This window comes from Olsenella sp. KH3B4, assembly GCA_900111695.1.
Lineage (GTDB): Bacteria > Actinomycetota > Coriobacteriia > Coriobacteriales > Atopobiaceae > Tractidigestivibacter.
The window spans coordinates 145,920-162,726 of the sequence record FOHD01000002.1; the positions used below are offsets into that span (position 1 = coordinate 145,920).

Below are 16,807 nucleotides of genomic sequence, written 5' to 3' on the forward strand. Positions count from 1 at the left end.
GTAACGGCACCGGCCCCCTCTCGGCACCCGTCACTGCGACAGGCGCCGAGAGGCACTTCCCTACTCGGCCGGTGTTTCGGGCATTACCTGGTCGACGTATCCACGAATGATCGAGCAGGAGTTGCGCATCGCGCGGCGCTCGTCGTAGGAGAGGTCGATCTCGAGCACCGAGTCGATGCCGTTGGCGCCCACGATGCAGGGCGTACCAGCGGAGATTCCGCTCTCGCCGTACTCGCCCTCAAGGTGCACCGAGAGCGGCAGCAGGCGCTTCTCGTTGTGCAGGATGGCGGTGATGATCTCGGAGACAACCGAGGCAATGCCAAACTCGGTGCAGCCCTTGCCGCCCACGATCTTGCTGCCGGACTCCTTGACCATGCGCTTGACGTCGTCGAAGTCGATGTTGGAGTTGGAGTGGTGGTTCATCGCGAGGTACTCGCGGAGCGTGATGGAGCCAACGGTCACGTGCGAGGTGGGGATGAACGAGGAGTCGCCGTGCTCGCCCATGCAGAAGGCCTGGATCTGCTTGGCGTCAACGTCGATGATGCCCGAGAGGATGCGGCGCAGACGCACGGAGTCGAGCGCGGTGCCGGTGCCAAAGACGTGCTCGCGCGGCAGGCCGAGGTTGCGGTACAGGTACTCGGTCACGATGTCGGCGGGGTTGGAGACGCTGAGCACGATGCCGTTGAAGCCGGAGTCGCGCACGGGGCCCACGATGCCCTCGAGCACCTTCATGGTGCCGCCGAGCATGTCGAGGCGAGTCTCGCCCGGCCTGCGGCTGCGGCCCGCGGTGAGGACGATGAAGTGGGCGTCCGCGCAGTCGGCGTAGTCGCCAACGTGGATGTTGAACGAGTCGCCCATGCCGGAGGCAAGGTCCTCGAGGTCCATGACCTGGGCCTCAGCGGCCTCGCGGTTAACGTCGAGAAACACGATCTCGTTTACCAGGTGGCGGAACATCAGGCACAGCGCAACGTGGCTGCCAACGCGACCAGCGCCGATGATGACCACCTTGCGGGTCTGGTATGGCTTCTCAATGGGCATTGTTTCCTCCTTGATGAACGGACAACTACTGTGCAACTGCTCACCAAGGGGAAATAATACGACACGCACAAGCGAGCGGGCGGCCACACGGCCACCCACTCGCCGACCGGTAGCGAGAAGGCGCGACAGTCTCTCTATCTGATGAGACAAAGGGACTGTCCCTTTGTCTCATGTCTCAGTCGCGTGTGAGCTTGCGGTGCAGGCGGTGGGGCTTGGACGCCTCCGGGCCCAGGCGGCGCTCACGGTCGGCCTGGTAGGCCTCGAAGTTGCCCTCGAACCAGTGCCAGCAGCCGGGGTTCTCGTCCGTACCCTCCCAGGCCAGGATGTGCGTGGCCACGCGGTCGAGGAACCAGCGGTCGTGGCTCGTGACCACCGAGCAGCCCGGGAAGCGCTCGAGGGCGTCCTCCAGGCTTTCGCTCGTCTCGGTGTCGAGGTCGTTGGTGGGCTCGTCCAAAAGCAGGAGGTTTCCGCCCTGGCGAAGGGTCAGGGCAAGGTTCAGGCGGTTCCTCTCGCCACCGGAGAGCACACCGGAAGGCTTCTGCTGGTCGGTACCCTTGAAGCCAAAGGTTGCCACATAAGCACGGCTGGGAATCTCCGTGTCACCCACGGTGATGTAGTCGTTGCCGTCGGAGACGACCTCCCAGACGCTCTTCTTGGGGTCGATGCCGGCGCGCATCTGGTCGACGTAGGAGAGCTTGACCGTCTCGCCCAACTCGAGCGTTCCGGAGGTGGGCTGCTCCTGTCCCACGATCATCTTGAAGAGCGTGGTCTTGCCCACGCCGTTGGGGCCAATGACGCCCACGATGCCGTTGCGCGGCAGGTCGAAGGAGAGGTCGTCGATAAGGACGCGGTCGCCAAACGACTTGGTGAGGTGCTCGACCGTGAGGACCTTGGCGCCCAGACGCGGGCCCACGGGAATCTGAATCTCGGAGAAGTCGAGCTTCTTGGTTGCCCTGGCCTCGGCCTCCATCTGCTCGTAGCGCTCCAGACGCGCACGGTTCTTGGCCTGGCGTGCCTTGGGGCTCTGGCGCACCCACTCGAGCTCGGAGCGCATCTTCTTGGCGCGCTTGGCGTTCTCGCGGCCCTCCGCCTCCAGGCGGGCGGCCTTCTTCTCGAGGTACGTGGAGTAGTTGCCCTCGTACGGGTAGAGCTGGCCGCGGTCAACCTCGCAGATCCAGCCGGCAACGTCGTTCAGGAAGTAGCGGTCGTGCGTGACGGCCATGACGGCGCCGGGGTAGTTGTGCAGGAACTGCTCGAGCCATAGCACGCTCTCGGCATCCAGGTGGTTGGTTGGCTCGTCGAGAAGAAGCAGGTCAGGCGCCTCGAGCAGCAGGCGGCACAGCGCCACGCGGCGTCGCTCGCCTCCGGAGAGCTGGGTCACCGGGGCGTCCGGGTCTGGGCACTGCAGGGCGTCCATGGCCTGTGAGAGCTGGGAGTCCAGGTCCCAACCGTTGGCGGCGTCGATCTCGTCCTGAAGACGGCCCATCTCGGCCATGAGGGCGTCGAAGTCCGCGTCGGGGCTTGCCATCTCCTCGCCGATCTGGTTGAAGCGGTTGACCTTGGCGATCACGTCCGAGAAGGCCATCTCGATGTTCTCGCGCACGGTCTTGTCCTCGTCGAGGGGCGGCTCCTGCTGCAGGAGCCCCACCGTATAGCCCGGCGTAAGACGCGCCTCACCGTTAGAGACGTCCTCGAGGCCGGCCATGACCTTGAGGAGCGTGGACTTGCCCATACCGTTGGGTCCCACCACGCCGATCTTGGCTCCGGGATAGACGCCCACCGTCACGTCGTCGAGGATGACCTTCTCGCCCACGACCTTGCGGGCCTTGTACATCTGGTACACGAACTCTGCCATTGCTGCTCCTGTCTGGGGCGTTTGGTGCCCTTGCATGGGGTTGCCGCATGCTGCGAGAAGGGCTCGCTGCGGGCGCATGTTTGCCACCATTCTACGGGAGGGCGAGCGGGCGACCACGCGAGCGGCGGCACGAGGCGCCGCACCCTTCAACGTTTATGCACAATCGAGTGCCACTGCGTGCCCAAAACCTGCGGTTTCGCCCATGCGTGCATCTATTTTGTTACTAGCGGTGGCACAATCGGGGTGGATGGGATACACCTGTACGGCCGCGACCGCCCCGGCGGCAGGCATGATGCACAGAGAATTGAGGGGGATACATGCCAGAGGCAATCCGCAAGGTCAACGTTATAGGCCACTTGCATCCGGACACGGACAGCATCTGTGCCGCCATCTCATACGCGTACCTCAAGAACCAGATTGACGAACCGATCTACGAGGCCAGGCGCGCGGGGTCTCTCAACCGCGAGACCGCGTTTGTGCTCAAGCACTTTGGCTTTGACGAGCCGGCGCTCATCACCTCGGTGACGCCGCAGATCAAGGACATCGTGGTGCAGAAGCAGCCCGGCATCGACGCCGAGATGAGCCTCTTCGCCGCCTGGAACATGATGCAGGACACCAAGGTGGACACGCTCTGCATCACCGATGAGGACAAGCACCTCGAGGGCCTCATCGCGGTGAAGGATGTCGCCAACGCGAACATGGACATCTTCGACACCGCCATGCTCTCCGAGGCCCAGACCTCCTACAAGAACATCATCGAAACCCTTAACGGCAAGCTGCTCCTGGGCGATCCCAACGGCCGCGTCACCAAGGGCAACGTGCGCGTGGGCACCACTCCCGAGATGATGGAGGACACCATCAAGGCCGGCGACATCGTGCTTGTCACCAACCGCTACGAGACGCAGCAGTTTGCCGTCGAGTGCGACGCCGGCTGCCTGGTCATTTGCTGCGGCGCCAATGTATCCAAGCGCGTCATCTCCTCGGCCGAGCGCCACGGCTGCACCATCATCACCACGCCGTACGACACCTTTGCCGCCGCCCGTCTCATCGGCATGTCCGTGCCGGTGCGCGCCAAGATGCTCCGCAAGGGAATCCTTCAGTTCTCGGTCAACACGTCCGTAGACGACGCGCGCAAGATCATGGCAAAGTCGCGTCACCGCTTCTTCCCCGTCATCGATGAGAACGGCGCCTACTTTGGCCTGGTGAGCTCGCCCAACCTCATCAACATCAAGCGCAAGCACGTCATTCTCGTCGACCACTCCGAGCGCTCCCAGGCGGTTGACGGCCTTGACCAGGCCGAGATCATGGAGATCCTCGACCACCACCGCATTGGCACCATCGAGACGAACGCGCCGGTCTACTACCGCGCGGAACCCGTGGGCTGCACCTGCACGATCATCTACAGTGCCTACGCCGAGGCCGGCGTGGAGATTCCGCCCAAGATCGCGGGCCTCATGCTCTCCGCCATTCTCTCCGACACGCTGACGTTCCGCTCCCCCACCTGCACGGCAAAGGATCGCCATGCGGCCGAGGAGCTGGCAAAGATCTGCGGCGAGGACATCGAGACGTACGCCGACTCCATGTTCGAGGCCGGCGCCGACCTCACGGGCCGCACCGCCGAGGAGGTCTTCCACCAGGACTTCAAGGTCTTCAGCCGCGGCAACGCCAAGTTTGGCGTGGGCCAGGGCAGCTACATGACAAAGAACAGCCGCGTGGCTGCCGAGAACCTCGTGCGGCCGTTCCTCGCCGAGGCCGCCAAGGCCGAGGAGCTGCCAATGATCTTCTACATGTTCACCGACGTTAAGTCGCAGAGCACCGATCTCATGATCTATGGCAACGGCGCCGAGGACGTGGTGGCGCAGGCCTTCGACGTCACGCCCAAAGATGGCATGGCGCTGCTCAAGGGCGTGGTGAGCCGCAAGAAGCAGATCATCCCGCCCATCATGGCAACGCTCCAGAAGATCGACGAGGACGACTAGCCCTTCTCGCCCGAGCTTGTTGCCGCCCCGGTCGCGCCGCGATCGGGGCGGTTGTTTTTCTCGGCAGGGCCCGAGAGGCGAACCCGCCACGACCGCAGAGCCACAAGCTGCTCGGCAACGAATGTGTGGCGCGCTCGCCGCCTTCCGACGCCGACGACACAGCTGCCGTAGAATGGTGGGCGATCCTTCTCGGCGTCGCACCCGCGGCGCACTCTGCCAACACCCAGCAGGAAAGGTGGCCTCGATGGTCTCGCGCATCTACGTTGAGAAAAGGGACGGATTCGACGGGGAGGCGCGGGCGCTCAGCCACGAGCTGCGGCACATGCTGGGCATCTCGTCGCTCACCGGCCTGCGCATCATCAACCGCTACGACGTCGAGGGCATCTCCGAGGAGCTCTTCGAGCAGTGCGTGCCGGTTGTCTTCTCCGAGCCCCAGACCGACCGCGCCACGCGCGAGATGCCCGAGGTGGCGGAGGGGGCGCGTGTCTTTGCCGTTGAGTCCCTGCCCGGCCAGTTTGACATGCGCGACGCCTCGGCGGCCGAGTGCATCCAGCTCGTCTCGCAGGGCGAGCGCCCCACGGTGAGAAACGCAAAGGTCTACGTGCTGGAGGGCGCGCTCACCGATGACGACCTCGAGGCCATCAAGCACTACGTGATCAACCCGGTCGAAGCGCGCGAGGCGTCGCTCGCGCCGCGCGAGACCCTCTCCACCGCCTACCCGGAGCCGGCGGACGTCGAGGTCCTGAGCGGCTTCCTCGACCTGGACGAGAAGGGCATCGAAGACTTCGTGCGCGATCGCGGCATGGCAATGGACGTGGCGGACGCCAAGTTCTGCCAGGGCTACTTTGCGCGCGAGGGACGCGTGCCCACCATCACCGAGATCCGCATGATCGACACCTACTGGTCCGACCACTGCCGCCACACCACCTTTGGTACCGGCCTTTCGGACATCCAGTTCGACAACCCACAGGTCGCGGCCGCGTTCCGTCGCTACATGGACATCCGTCACCAGCTCGGCCGCGACGACAAGCCCGTCTGCCTCATGGACATGGGCACCATTGGCGCCAAGTGGCTCAAGCACACGGGCCAGCTCACCGGCCTGGACGAGTCCGAGGAAATCAACGCCTGCACCGCGAAGGCCAAGGTCGACGTCAACGGCCACGACGAGGACTGGCTCTACCTCTTCAAGAACGAGACGCACAACCACCCCACCGAGATTGAGCCCTTTGGTGGCGCAGCCACCTGCATCGGCGGCGCCATCCGCGACCCGCTCTCGGGCCGCAGCTACGTGTACCAGGCCATGCGCGTGACCGGCGCCGCCGACCCCACGGCACCCGTGTCGAGCACGCTTCCCGGCAAGCTCCCGCAGCGCAAGATCTGCCGCACGGCGGCGGCCGGCTACTCCTCCTACGGCAACCAGATCGGCCTTGCCACCGGCCAGGTCTCCGAGCTCTACCACCCCGGCTACGTGGCCAAGCGCATGGAGATCGGCGCCGTGGTGGGCGCCACGCCCGCCAGCCACGTGCGTCGCGAGTGCCCCGCCCCGGGCGACAAGATCGTGCTTCTCGGCGGCCGTACCGGCCGTGACGGCATCGGCGGTGCCACGGGCAGCTCCAAGGCACACAACGTTGAGTCGCTCGAGAAGGACGGCGCCGAGGTCCAGAAGGGCAACGCCCCCACCGAGCGCAAGCTGCAGCGCCTCTTCCGCCGCGGCGACGCGTGCCGCCTCATCAAGCGCTGCAACGACTTTGGCGCCGGCGGCGTCTCGGTTGCCATCGGCGAGCTTGCCGACGGCCTTCTCATCGACCTTGACCGCGTGCCCAAGAAGTACGACGGCCTTGACGGCACCGAGCTTGCCATCTCCGAGTCGCAGGAGCGCATGGCCGTGGCGCTGGCCCCCGAGGACGTGGACGAGTTCCTGGGCTACGCGCGCGAGGAGAACCTCGAGGCCACGGTGGTCGCCGAGGTCACTGAGGAGCCCCGCCTGCGCATGACCTGGCGCGGCAAGACCATCGTGGACGTGAGCCGCGAGTTCCTCTCGTCCAATGGCGCGCCAAAGTCGACCTCGGTGCGCGTTTGCGCACCGCACGAGTACCACCACGAGTGGGCCGGCGACACCTTTGCGCAGAAGATGGTCTCGCTGGTGAGCGACCTCAACGTGGCGTCCAACAAGGGCCTGGCAGAGAGGTTCGACTCAACCATTGGCGCCGCGACCGTCCTCATGCCGTTTGGTGGCACAACGCAGCTCACGCCGGCGCTTGGCATGGCGGCAAAGCTCCCCGTGGACGGCGAGACCACCACGTGCTCGGGCATGGCGTGGGGCTACAACCCCTACCTCATGAGCGAGGACGAGTACACGGGTGCCTACCTGGCCGTTGTTGAGTCCGTCTCCAAGCTCGTTGCCATGGGCTTCGAGCACAAGAACTTCTATCTCACGTTCCAGGAGTACTTCGAGAAGCTCCGCGACGACCCCAAGCGCTGGGGCAGGCCCACGGCCGCTCTTCTCGGCGCGCTCATGGCTCAGCTCGACCTGGGCATTGGCTCCATTGGCGGCAAGGACTCCATGTCCGGCTCGTTCGAGGACCTCGACGTGCCGCCCACGCTGGTCTCGTTTGCCACCGGCCTGGGCAAGGTCGACCGCGTGACCTCGCCGGAGTTCAAGCACGCCGACGACCAGGTGATTGTTGTGGTGCCGGAGTACGCCGACGACGGCATCACGCCCACGGCGGAGTCCCTTCTCGCCGCGTTTGACTACGTCGAGAAGCTCATTGGCTCCGGCGCCGCGCGCGCGGTGAGCACGCCGGGTTACGGCTGCATGGCCGAGGCCATGTTCAAGATGTGCGTGGGCAACTTCATTGGCCTGCGCGTGCGCCCCGAGTTCACCGAGGAGGCCCTGCTCAACCCCGCGTACGGCAGCTTTGTGATTGAGCTTGCGCAGGGCGCCAGCCTGCCGGAGGCACCGAAGGGCGTGACCGTTGCGGCGTTTGGCCAGACGCTCGCGGAGTACGCGCTCTATGCCTGCGGCGAGCGCATGTCCATCCAGAACGACCTGCAAAAGCCCTGGGAGAACGCGCTCTCTGGCGTGTACCCGTACCTGGGCAAGGCCGAGGGTCCGGCGTGCGCGCCCATCTCGTTTGATCCCGAGAAGGCCGGCATCACGCCCACGCGCCACACGGCAGGTGCCAGCTTCGCCAAGCCGCGCGTGGTGATTCCCGTGTTCCCCGGCACCAACTGCGAGTACGACTCCGCGCGTGCGTTCGAGCGCGTGGGGGCCGTGGCAAAGACGGTCGTCGTGAACAACCTCACGCCGCAGGCGGTCTCCGAGAGCGTCGACGCCATGGTGCGCGCCATCCGCGAGAGCCAGATCGTCTTCATCCCCGGTGGCTTCTCCGGCGGCGACGAGCCCGACGGCTCGGCCAAGTTCATCGTGGCCTTCTTCCGCAACCCTGCCGTCACCGAGGCGGTACGCGACCTGCTCCAGGCGCGCGACGGCCTCATGCTGGGCGTCTGCAACGGCTTCCAGGCCCTCATCAAGCTGGGGCTTGTTCCCTACGGTGACATCGTGGACGCGCGCGAGGACTCCCCCACCCTCACCTTCAACCCCATTGGGCGCCACCAGAGCCGCCTCGTGCGCACGCGCGTGGCGTCGACCATCTCGCCGTGGCTCTCCAAGTGCAAGGTTGGCGACGTGCACAACATCGCGATCAGCCACGGAGAGGGACGCTTCGTCTGCACCGCCGACGAGTTGGAGCGCCTGGAGGCTGCGGGGCAGATTGCCACGCAGTACGTGAACGCCGACCGACTGCCGTCCATGAACCTGCGCTCCAACCCCAACGGGTCCTTCATGGCGGTCGAGGGCATCACCTCGCCCGACGGCCGCGTGCTGGGTAAGATGGGTCACACCGAGCGCAGCGGAGAGGGCCTCTACAAGAACGTGCCCGGCAACGCGTACCAGCCGCTGTTCGAGGGCGGTGTGAGCTACTTCGCGTAAGCGCAGCTAGGGAGGCTGGGCCTCAGCCCTTGTCCCCCAGGCGTCGAAGTGCATCAAACCCACGACCCCTGGGGGGACAAGGGCTGAGGCCCTCCCTGGGGGTCGCTTTCTTACCGGCTGACGTTGCTGCGAGGATGCCGGTGTTGTCACCATCTTGCGGAAGCCTGCGCGAGGCGATCCGCCCGCGTATACTGGTTCGCCGGCTACGCGAGAGGAGCAACATGGCACGAGAAGACAGCGCAGAGTTCCACATGAGCGAGCGACGCGAGCGCTTCCTCACGAGCACGTGGGGCGCCCTTCTCGCCGCCGCGTTCTGTTGCCTGCTCTGGGGGTCGGCGTTCCCCTGCATCAAGATTGGCTACGGGCTGTTTGGCATCGCGGGTGCCGACACAGCGTCCCAGATGCTCTTCGCGGGAACGCGCTTCCTTCTCGCCGGGGTCATGGTCATCCTCTTTGTGAGCGCCACCAGCAAGATGGCGCTTGTGCCTCAGCGCTCCGACCTGGGCGCCATTTGCCTGCTCGCGCTCTTCCAGACCTTTGGGCAGTACGCCTTCTTCTACCTGGGACTTGCGCATGCCGCGGGAACCACAAGCTCAGTCATCGAGGCAAGCGCCAACTTCTTTGCCATCCTGCTTTCGGCGCTGGCGTTTCGCCAGGAGCGGCTAACCAGCAGGAAGGTCGTGGGTTGCCTTCTGGGTTTTGCAGGTGTGGTTCTCATCAACCTTGGCGGCAGTCTGGGCAGCCTCTCGTTTTCCTTCTCGCCAGACGGCGAGGGGATGATCCTTCTGAGCACGCTGTGCTCGGCCACGTCATCTTGTCTTATCCAGCAGCTCTCCGCGCGACACGACCCAGTGCTTCTCAGCGGATGGCAATTCGTGCTGGGTGGGCTTGGTCTCATGGCGATGGGCGTGGCCGGCGGCGGGGTCCTCTCGCCCACTGGGCCGAGTGCCATTGCGCTGCTGGCATACATGGCCTTCATCTCGGCTGCGGCATACAGCGTGTGGTCGCTGCTGCTCTCTGTGAACTCGGTCTCGCGCATCTCTGTCTATGGGTTCATGAACCCGGTGTTTGGCTTCGTGCTTTCTGCAGTGCTCCTCGGCGAGTACCAGCAGGTTGACCCCGTGCGCTCCATCTGCGCGTTGGTGCTGGTGAGCGCCGGCATTGTGGTGGTGAACCGGGTGGGCACGAGGGCTGGGGGCGCAAAGGACGCCTCGAGGAGCGAGGCGCGTTAGAGAACGCCCCCGATCTGCGCGCAAAAGCGAGGTTCTGTATAAGTCGGGCTGGGAACAAGGGCCAGCACACGACCCACGATTCCCTCTGGACATGCTCGTAAAGATTGGCAACAGGGATAACTCTGATATCTCTCTGTCCACGGCTCATCCGCGACTTCCGGATAAGCTCCGCGACGGGAAAATAACCCACATATCTCAGTTTTTGCACGTAGTTTAGGCCAATCATCTTGCGCAGAGCGCCATATACCCCACGAGAAAAGCTCGGACGCGTTGGAAAAAGCCAAGCAGAGCCATCAGACGCGGTCACCGATTTTTCTCTTTTTTAGGGAACATCCGACTCTATTGAAGCGTGTAGAAAGTATACAGCCACGAGACGAAGCGGAGATTACAAATGCGAGGTGGTAAGCATCACACTTCGGGCTGCAGAAGCGAAAACTTCATGCGTCATGCAATGGACCTCCATGGAGACGCCGTCTATCTTGTTGCCCTTAGTCAGACTCGCTCTCGTACCGATGCTCAAGACGTCTCTCAGGACGTATTCCTGCGCCTTCTTACGAGCGAAACGGAATTTGCCGATGAAGAGCACCTCCATGCCTGGCTATTGCGCGTAACCATCAATCGTTGCCGTGAGCTGTATAGGTCTCCTTGGCGCAAGCGTATTGCCCCATCCGATGAGATGATCGCTGCAATCCCCTCTGCAGATCTCGATCCTGCGGAAGCAGCGGTAAATGCCCTTGCGCAGAATCCTGTCTGGGCGGCGCTCAAGGCCCTGCCCGAGAAGCTGCGGGTGGTCGCTCTTCTTCACTACGTTGAGGAATACCCAACCGGGACAATCGCCAGGATTGTGGGCTGTCAACCTGCCACTGTGCGTACACGACTCCACAGAGCAAGATTGCAGATGAAGAGGTATCTCGAATCCATGGGAATGGAGGGTAATTATGAGTGACGAGCGGCTAGAGAGGGAGCTCAAAGCACTGGCCAAGGAGGTACGGCTTCCCAATAAGGTGCGAGAAGGGGTTGAACGCAAGGCTCGGCAAACGGATAACGCCGCAATCGTTCGGACCGGAACTGGTCGATCCGTCACAAGACGAAATCTCCTGTGGGGTAGCGCCGTATCAGCAGGCGTTGCCGCTTCTCTGTTGGGTTTGGCGATTCTCGGTAGAAATCAGCAGAACGACCAGGATTCTCCTACAGAGAGCCCGAGTAATCCTTTTGTGCTGCGTGCATACGCCGAAGGCATGCCCCAGGAGGACGGAAGCGTGCTTACCACGAGATTCATTAGCACCCTTGGATCAGCGGGCACCACAGATACCGGAACGTGGTATGCCTCGAGAGATATCGACCTTACCTGCATGGGAGATGGAATCACATCAATTGAGTATTCACTCTCTGGGCCAAACGTAAGTCGTGTGGCTGATCAAGAAGCGACTGGGCAAGCTATCGTAAGGTTCGATGCACTGTATAATGGGGAGACAGGCGAGAACGAACCGCTTCCAGAGGATAATGGTACCGCCACAAGCTACGTAGTGGCTTATGATGGGCAAGCAGCAGATGAGCGGGCCTTTAACAGAACTCTGTATGCTATGTTTCCTACAGACGATGCTCTCGATGCGGCGGAGGCGCTCTCTCAGCAACTATCCGAAATGGGCCATTCTGGAGCATCAACCTGGGAAGACGCTGTCCAGCAAGCCAAAGCCGACAATGCGCTTCATAGGCTCCTCGAAAAACGAAGTGCAGATTTGTTGGCGTCAACCACTCTTACCATGACAGCACACCTCCAAGAGGGTGGCGCGCAGAGTCACGCGTATTCCATCTCTCTGCGAGAGGATTTTGACGACGTTTTGGACGAATGGCTGGATTCTCAGGTCAAGCCCACAGCAGCCATCAATTGCTACCGTGATGACCCAGACCATGCGGATGACTATGCCGCTGCACAAGAGCGTATCCAATACATCTACAGCCAGCCACCTGACCTGTTCGTTTTAACTGAGCTCGAGCAGAAATAGGAATCGACCGCTGCACCGCAGCTATGATCTGCACGGTTCAACCAACACCGTCTCGATGCCCGCAAGCGCTAGCTCACTAGCTGGCAACTCCAATCTACGTGCAAAGACACTCATTCGCCGGCTCACAGGCAAAACCCGGGGACTCCTCTACGTATAATTGCGTTACGCAATGCGAAGGAGGTCCCCATGGAACGCCTCGTTGGACGACGCACTGCCCTTGCGCTCCTCGGTATGCCTGCAGCGCTCTCGCTTGGTACGGCGCTTACGGGCTGCGGCAGCAATAATGCGCAGGATAATGCCCCAGACATCTCTGCCACGGAGCTTACCGCAGGCGTCGAGGGAGCTGCACTTAAGCAAGAATCCATCGCTGACACCCTTGCAGGCCAGACGGCAACGCACGCGCCGTTTGACTTTGCTGTTCGTCTGCTTCAGGGCACATATCCCACAATCCAGCAGACAAACGTGCTTGTCTCTCCCCTCTCGGCGCTCTTTGCCCTGGCCCTAGCGGGAGCCGGTGCCGCAGGCGATACGCTTTCCCAGCTAGGGACCGCAACGGGCATGGATATCGACTCGCTTGCGACCTACCTGGGCGCTTGCGTCCGTCGCATCTCTGGCGAGGACCTCTACGACACGCAGCAGAAGGGTGACGCCCTTGCCCTCAAGTGCGCAAACTCCATTTGGCTGAGGTCGTCAGATGACCTCAGCGTCTCGGAGGATTACCTCGCCGCCTGCAAAGACTCCTTTGACGCGCAGGCGTTCTCGGCGCCGTTCGACCCAACGACCGCCGAAGACATCAATTCTTGGGTCAGTTCCAAGACCGATGGCATGATCGACCAGCTTGTGGACCGTATCGCCGCAGATGATCAGCTCTTTCTCATTAACGCCCTTGCTTTTGATGATGTTTGGCAAGAACCGTACGAGGAAAGCGACGTGCAGGGCGACACCTTCGCCACCGAGAAAGGAGACGAGCAGAGCGTCCGCATGATGCATTCGCACGAGACTGCCTACCTCGAGAACAGCCTTGCAGAGGGCTTCCTGAAGCCCTCTGAGAACCACAACTTTGCCTTTGTCGCGCTGCTCCCCAAGCAGGATGTGCGGCTCGCAGACCTTGTGGCATCGCTAGACGGATCATCCTTGCACGGCATGATCACCAACCCCGTCCCCAACATCGAGGTATCAGCCGGTCTCCCCAAGTTCTCGCTTGACTACCAGACCACGCTCAACGACCAGCTGATAGCCATGGGCGTGCGCGATGCCTTCGACGCAAACCTCGCCAACTTCTCGCGCATGGCCACCCTCAAGGACGGCAACCTTGCCATTAGCGCCGTGCTCCAAAAGACCTTCATTGACGTAAATGAGGCAGGCACAAAGGCGGCAGCGGTTACCGCAATAGGCGAGGCCGGTTCAACTGCAACGCCAGATGAGCCCGAGGTCCGGGAGGTCATCCTAGACCGACCCTTTGTCTACTTCATCATCGACAACATGACTCTGACGCCACTGTTTGCGGGTGTTCTGACGCAGGTGGAGTAGGCGCCGTGCAAACCCCTACGCCAGTCCGTCAATCTGCCCTATAGCCCAAAGCGGGATGTTCACGAGCCATCCCTCATCGCGGTATAGCGAGAGGGACGTGCGTACGGCACGAGACAGGCCGAACTTCTCGCATGCCACCTTGAGGCTCTTCGACTTGAGATTCTCGGCTGCCTTCACTTCTATGGGGAGCAGAGCGCCGTCTTTCTCGATGGCGAAGTCCGTCTCTGCAGTGCCATTCGACGAAGACCAGTATACGGGCGAGTGCCCATGCGCCAGCAGCTGCTGGTCTACGTACTGCTCGGTAAGCGAACCCTTGAACCCCGTGAAGAGCCTTGATCCATCGAGAACGACTTTCTGATCCAGCCCAGCCAGTGCACCCAACAGCCCCACATCCACGCAGAAGAGCTTGAAGCTTGACACGTCTTCATAGCCCACGAGGGGATACCTCAACGCGTCGACGCGGGGAACCTTACTCGCTACTCCGTAGTCAACCAGCCACTGAATGCACTCCTCGAAGTCGCGGGCACGCGCTCCGGGCCGCACCGTCCCGTACACGAAGCGCTTGTTCTCGTGCGCGAGCTGACCGGGGAGCGATTTCCAGACCAGACGCATCCTCTCGAGAATACGTGCTGGAGCATGTTTTGAGAAGTCCGCCTCATACCCGTCGATAATCTGCCGCTGTAGTCGCCGACACTCGACGTAATCCCGGCTCTGCACAAATGCCTGGGCAACCTCGGGCATACCGCCAACAGCAAGGTAATCTCTCAGGCGAGAGGAAAGCACATCATGCAGGCTCTCTAGCGCCCTCAGGTCATGCGCCTCAAGCACGTCTGTAATAGGGTCTCCATTTGTTGCCCTGAGAAACTCTTCGAAAGAGAGGGGACGCAACGTGAGTTCGTCGACTTTGCCAACGGGATAGGACTCGCCAGCTCTTCTCAGTGCCAGCCCCATGTACGAGCCCGCGGCGATTACGTGATACTCACGCGCTTGTTCGCAGAAGTACTTGAGTGAGGTCAAGGCACGAGGGGCTTCCTGAATCTCGTCAAAGGCGAGAAGGGTCGTCGAAGGTTCAATTTGGCGCCCAACTCTAAGCTCCACATCTCGAACAATGCGACGCGGATTCAAGTCACCGTCAAAGATGGTACGAGCACCCTCATCCTGCATGAAGTCGATACGCACAACATCCTTGAACTGAGAGCGACCAAACTCATCGATGAGCCAAGTCTTGCCGGTCTGGCGAACCCCCTTTAGAACCAGGGGCTTTCGATTCTCGCGGGCCTTCCACGCAAACAAATCATTCATGAGAGTTCTTTGCATTGGCTCTCCCCATTCATCGCTGGTACGGCCCATGATACGCAACTTACACGCTATTCGTTGGAAAAATGTGACTTGCTCCCACATTATTCGTTGGAAAAACGTGCGAGCACCCCACATTTTCCTAGGGAATCACTCGCGGTCTAAGCGCCCAAAGGATTCAATAACGGGATCGTCAGAGAGCCGAGCGTCATCTGGCACTCGTCGGGTGCATCGAAACGGCCTTCGTTACACTAGATAGGACACCGATTGCATCGAACTCGCCTTCGTTACATGCCAATTTGGGCAGGCTAGAAAAATCCGAAATTGATTGCATGGTTTATTATTAGCTCTACCTGCGGTTTTCTCCTTCGACCACCCCTTTGCTACTTGAGGGGTTCCCAAAAACACATGTAACGAAGGGCAGTTCGATGCACGAGGGTGCCTCGATGTGTAACGAAGGCGAGTTCGATGCAGCGAGTGAGCTTTGTACTCCAATTTGCGGCACGTAAGGTGGCAGCCCGGTCCAAGTAACGTGCGAGCGTAACCTAAAAGAGGGGGCAGGCCGCTGGCCTGCCCCCTCTTTTGCTCTTTTCCGGGCCTGCGCTTCGCCCTGACTCAGCGCTACGCCCTTGCGACCCCACTCTTGCGCGCGGCATCGGCAACGGCTGCGGCGACGGCTGCGGCAACGCGCTTGTCGAAGGCGCCAGGAATGATGTAGTCCGCGGCACGGTGCTCGTCATCTACCAGGCCGGCGATGGCATAGGCCGCGGCCTCCATCATGTCATCGTTGATGTCGCTCGCGCGCACGTCGAGCGCACCGCGGAAGATGCCCGGGAAGGCCAGCACGTTGTTGATCTGGTTGGGGAAGTCCGAGCGGCCCGTCGCCGCAACGGCCGCGCCGGCGGCCAGCGCCTCGTCGGGCATGATCTCGGGCACGGGGTTTGCGCAGGCAAAGATGATGGGGTCCTTTGCCATCGAGCGCACCATGTCCTGCGAGACCAGGTTGGGCTTCGAGACGCCCACGAAGACGTCCGCACCCTTGAGGACGTCGGCGAGCGAACCCTGGGCCTTCTCGGCGTTGGTCCAAGTAGCGACCTCCTGCTTCACCGGGTTCAGGCCGTCGCGGCCCTCGTAGATGGCACCCGTGTGGTCGCAGATGATGATGTTCTTCACGCCCATGCGCTTCATGAGGCGAGCAATAGAGATGCCAGCAGCGCCCGCGCCCGAGAAGACCACCTTGACGTCGCCGAGATCGCGGCCGGTGAGTCGGCACGCGTTGATGAGCGCGGCGCAGGTCACGACAGCAGTACCGTGCTGGTCGTCGTGGAAGACGGGGATGTCGCAGGTCTCCTTGAGGCGACGCTCAATCTCGAAGCAGCGCGGCGCAGAGATGTCCTCGAGGTTCACGCCGCCAAAGCTACCGGCAAGCAGCTGCACGGTGCGCACGATCTCGTCCACGTCGTTGGAGCGGATGCACAGGGGGAAGGCGTCCACATCGGCGAAGGTCTTGAAGAGGGCGCACTTGCCCTCCATGACGGGCATGCCCGCCTCGGGACCAATGTTGCCAAGGCCGAGAACAGCGGAGCCATCGGTCACCACGGCGACGAGGTTCCAGCGACGGGTGTACTCATACGAGAGGCTCGGGTCCTTCTGAATCTCCAGGCACGGTACGGCGACGCCCGGCGTGTATGCCACGGCAAGCTCCTCCGGCGTGCTAATCTGGGCCCTGCTCACGACCTCGATCTTGCCGTGCCACTCCTTGTGCGCGTCAAGTGCGTGCTGCTTAGCGTCATCGGCCATCTTGGCTCCTTCGACGAATGAGGACAACTAACACGACCTTTCTATCTTAAGCCATCTCGCGACGCACCGACCCGACCTCT

Annotated in this window: 10 protein-coding genes; 6 read left to right on the forward strand and 4 right to left on the reverse strand. The window is 62.1% G+C overall.

Going from position 1 to position 16,807, the window contains the following annotated elements; all coding sequences use genetic code 11:
- Positions 1-60 precede the first annotated feature (60 nt).
- Positions 61-1,038, reverse strand: a complete 978-nt coding sequence (locus tag BMX94_RS02625; RefSeq protein ID WP_091003118.1) for an L-lactate dehydrogenase — start codon at positions 1,036-1,038, stop codon at positions 61-63.
- A 175-nt stretch (positions 1,039-1,213) separates the two neighbouring features.
- Positions 1,214-2,893 (reverse strand): energy-dependent translational throttle protein EttA, encoded by a 1,680-nt coding sequence (gene ettA / locus BMX94_RS02630; RefSeq protein WP_091003120.1) that lies wholly within the window; start codon positions 2,891-2,893, stop codon positions 1,214-1,216.
- A 317-nt stretch (positions 2,894-3,210) separates the two neighbouring features.
- On the opposite strand from ettA, the gene BMX94_RS02635 reads away from it, so the two are divergent.
- From BMX94_RS02635 to BMX94_RS02660, 6 genes are all read left to right on the forward strand, one after another.
- Positions 3,211-4,872, forward strand: coding sequence for a putative manganese-dependent inorganic diphosphatase (locus BMX94_RS02635; RefSeq protein WP_091003123.1), 1,662 nt, complete (start codon positions 3,211-3,213; stop codon positions 4,870-4,872).
- Positions 4,873-5,116: 244 nt separating this feature from the next.
- Positions 5,117-8,863: a phosphoribosylformylglycinamidine synthase gene (locus BMX94_RS02640; protein ID WP_091003125.1), complete on the forward strand. Its 3,747-nt coding sequence runs from the start codon at positions 5,117-5,119 to the stop codon at positions 8,861-8,863.
- A 221-nt stretch (positions 8,864-9,084) separates the two neighbouring features.
- On the forward strand, positions 9,085-10,095 hold the full coding sequence (locus BMX94_RS02645; protein ID WP_218138445.1) for a DMT family transporter: 1,011 nt from the start codon (positions 9,085-9,087) through the stop codon (positions 10,093-10,095).
- 439 nt (positions 10,096-10,534) lie between these two features.
- On the forward strand, positions 10,535-11,041 hold the full coding sequence (locus tag BMX94_RS02650) for an RNA polymerase sigma factor (RefSeq protein WP_218138446.1): 507 nt from the start codon (positions 10,535-10,537) through the stop codon (positions 11,039-11,041).
- Positions 11,034-12,101 carry a hypothetical protein gene (locus tag BMX94_RS02655; protein ID WP_091003129.1) on the forward strand — a complete coding sequence of 356 codons (1,068 nt, stop codon included), beginning with the start codon at positions 11,034-11,036 and terminating at the stop codon, positions 12,099-12,101. The genes BMX94_RS02650 and BMX94_RS02655 overlap by 8 nt, the downstream gene beginning before the upstream one ends.
- Before the next feature lie 186 nt (positions 12,102-12,287).
- Positions 12,288-13,631, forward strand: a complete 1,344-nt coding sequence (locus BMX94_RS02660) for a serpin family protein (RefSeq protein ID WP_091003131.1) — start codon at positions 12,288-12,290, stop codon at positions 13,629-13,631.
- A gap of 15 nt (positions 13,632-13,646) precedes the next feature.
- Here the strand turns inward: BMX94_RS02660 and BMX94_RS02665 are convergent, their stop codons facing one another.
- Entirely contained in the window at positions 13,647-14,948 is a 1,302-nt protein-coding gene (locus BMX94_RS02665) for an ATP-binding protein (RefSeq protein ID WP_091003133.1), read from the reverse strand.
- Positions 14,949-15,548: 600 nt separating this feature from the next.
- Positions 15,549-16,727, reverse strand: coding sequence for an NAD(P)-dependent malic enzyme (locus BMX94_RS02670; protein ID WP_091003135.1), 1,179 nt, complete (start codon positions 16,725-16,727; stop codon positions 15,549-15,551).
- Positions 16,728-16,807: the final 80 nt, after the last annotated feature.

Bases quoted from the DNA above. Each gene is read 5' to 3' on its own strand.
- BMX94_RS02625 (WP_091003118.1), bottom strand. From the start codon at position 1,038: ATGCCCATTGAGAAGCCATACCAGACCCGCAAGGTGGTCATCATCGGC.
- ettA (WP_091003120.1), bottom strand. From the start codon at position 2,893: ATGGCAGAGTTCGTGTACCAGATGTACAAGGCCCGCAAGGTCGTGGGC.
- BMX94_RS02635 (WP_091003123.1), top strand. From the start codon at position 3,211: ATGCCAGAGGCAATCCGCAAGGTCAACGTTATAGGCCACTTGCATCCG.
- BMX94_RS02640 (WP_091003125.1), top strand. From the start codon at position 5,117: ATGGTCTCGCGCATCTACGTTGAGAAAAGGGACGGATTCGACGGGGAG.
- BMX94_RS02645 (WP_218138445.1), top strand. From the start codon at position 9,085: ATGGCACGAGAAGACAGCGCAGAGTTCCACATGAGCGAGCGACGCGAG.
- BMX94_RS02650 (WP_218138446.1), top strand. From the start codon at position 10,535: ATGCGTCATGCAATGGACCTCCATGGAGACGCCGTCTATCTTGTTGCC.
- BMX94_RS02655 (WP_091003129.1), top strand. From the start codon at position 11,034: ATGAGTGACGAGCGGCTAGAGAGGGAGCTCAAAGCACTGGCCAAGGAG.
- BMX94_RS02660 (WP_091003131.1), top strand. From the start codon at position 12,288: ATGGAACGCCTCGTTGGACGACGCACTGCCCTTGCGCTCCTCGGTATG.
- BMX94_RS02665 (WP_091003133.1), bottom strand. From the start codon at position 14,948: ATGCAAAGAACTCTCATGAATGATTTGTTTGCGTGGAAGGCCCGCGAG.
- BMX94_RS02670 (WP_091003135.1), bottom strand. From the start codon at position 16,727: ATGGCCGATGACGCTAAGCAGCACGCACTTGACGCGCACAAGGAGTGG.